Origin of the sequence: Streptomyces sp. NPDC101166 (assembly GCF_044768125.1) — a bacterium.
Classification (GTDB): Bacteria; Actinomycetota; Actinomycetes; order Streptomycetales; family Streptomycetaceae; genus Streptomyces.
Genome location: NZ_JBIWPF010000382.1, coordinates 1 through 1,023, shown reverse-complemented (window position 1 = coordinate 1,023; position 1,023 = coordinate 1). Strand labels below are relative to the sequence as shown.

Below are 1,023 nucleotides of genomic sequence, written 5' to 3'. Positions count from 1 at the left end.
GCCCGTACGCCGCGGACCACTTCGCCATGAAGGTGACCGATCGGCCCAGGGAGTAGGCGACCTCGCGCATGACCTGACGAGCGCGCGCCCACCGGTCCGCGGCCGTGACCGGATCGGCGGGGGCGATATTGAACTCGATCTGACCGCTCGCGGCCTCGTCGGAGTAGGCCTCCCAGGGAATCCCGATCTCGTCGAAACGAGCGGCGACGGCCTCCACGTACTCCACGTAATCCGGAGATTTCGCGTGCACCAGCGCGGCTCCGGAACTGCCGCCGAGCGGCGTCAGGTTCTGGTACTGCTGGGCGCGAGCCTGCTCGATGGACTCCTGGAAGACGGTCGCCTCGATCTCGACACACGCCAGGATGTTCAGCCCGCGCTTCGCGTACGCGGCCACGATCCGCTTGAGCGCCTGCCGGGGGTCCGCCTGCACCGGCTCGCCCTGCAGGGTCCACAGGTCACCGATCACCGAGGCCAATCCGGGCTTCCACTCGATCAGAGTGTTCTCGTCCGGACGGAGTTCGATATCGGTCATCAGACCATTGCGCCGCCATTCCGGAAAACCGAAACCGAGGGCGGAATGGTTGTTGAGGTCCAGCCCCAGGGCCAGATCGGGCAGCGCGATGCCCTTCTCCCGACACGATCGATATTTCGCCGGGGAGAGCGTCTTGCCGATCAGGACGCCGTCATGGTTGGTCGCCTCGACGCGTACGCGCGAAACGGAGGTCATTGCATCGAAACGGTCAGAGCTCACCGCACACCACTTTCAGATTGGCGCCGATGAGCGCCGAGAGGTCGGAAATAGAGCCATGGAGTGCGAGCTCGCCGCCCTCGAGTTCTTCCATGACCAGCGAACGGCCCCCGAACATGCGCGACAACGCAGCCGACGAGCCGAGGAACGAATAGGCGTTGTTCTCGCCGTCGCCGAAGGAGGCGAATTCGTTCTCGTCGAAGCAGTAGATATTGAGACCTCCCGGCATGCCCCGGAGTTCGCTCACCCGAGCCCAGAACGTCTCGGCCGCCGTG

At 65.0% G+C, this 1,023-nt stretch carries 1 protein-coding gene and 1 pseudogene; both read right to left on the bottom strand.

The window, feature by feature from the left end; genetic code table 11:
• Nucleotides 1-751, bottom strand: a pseudogene (locus ACIRS4_RS39285) (glutamine synthetase); the annotation flags it as partial.
• Nucleotides 741-1,023, bottom strand: a 283-nt coding sequence (locus tag ACIRS4_RS39280) for a hypothetical protein (RefSeq protein ID WP_404205232.1), incomplete at its 5' end; no start/stop codon positions are given. The pseudogene ACIRS4_RS39285 and the gene ACIRS4_RS39280, both read right to left, overlap by 11 nt.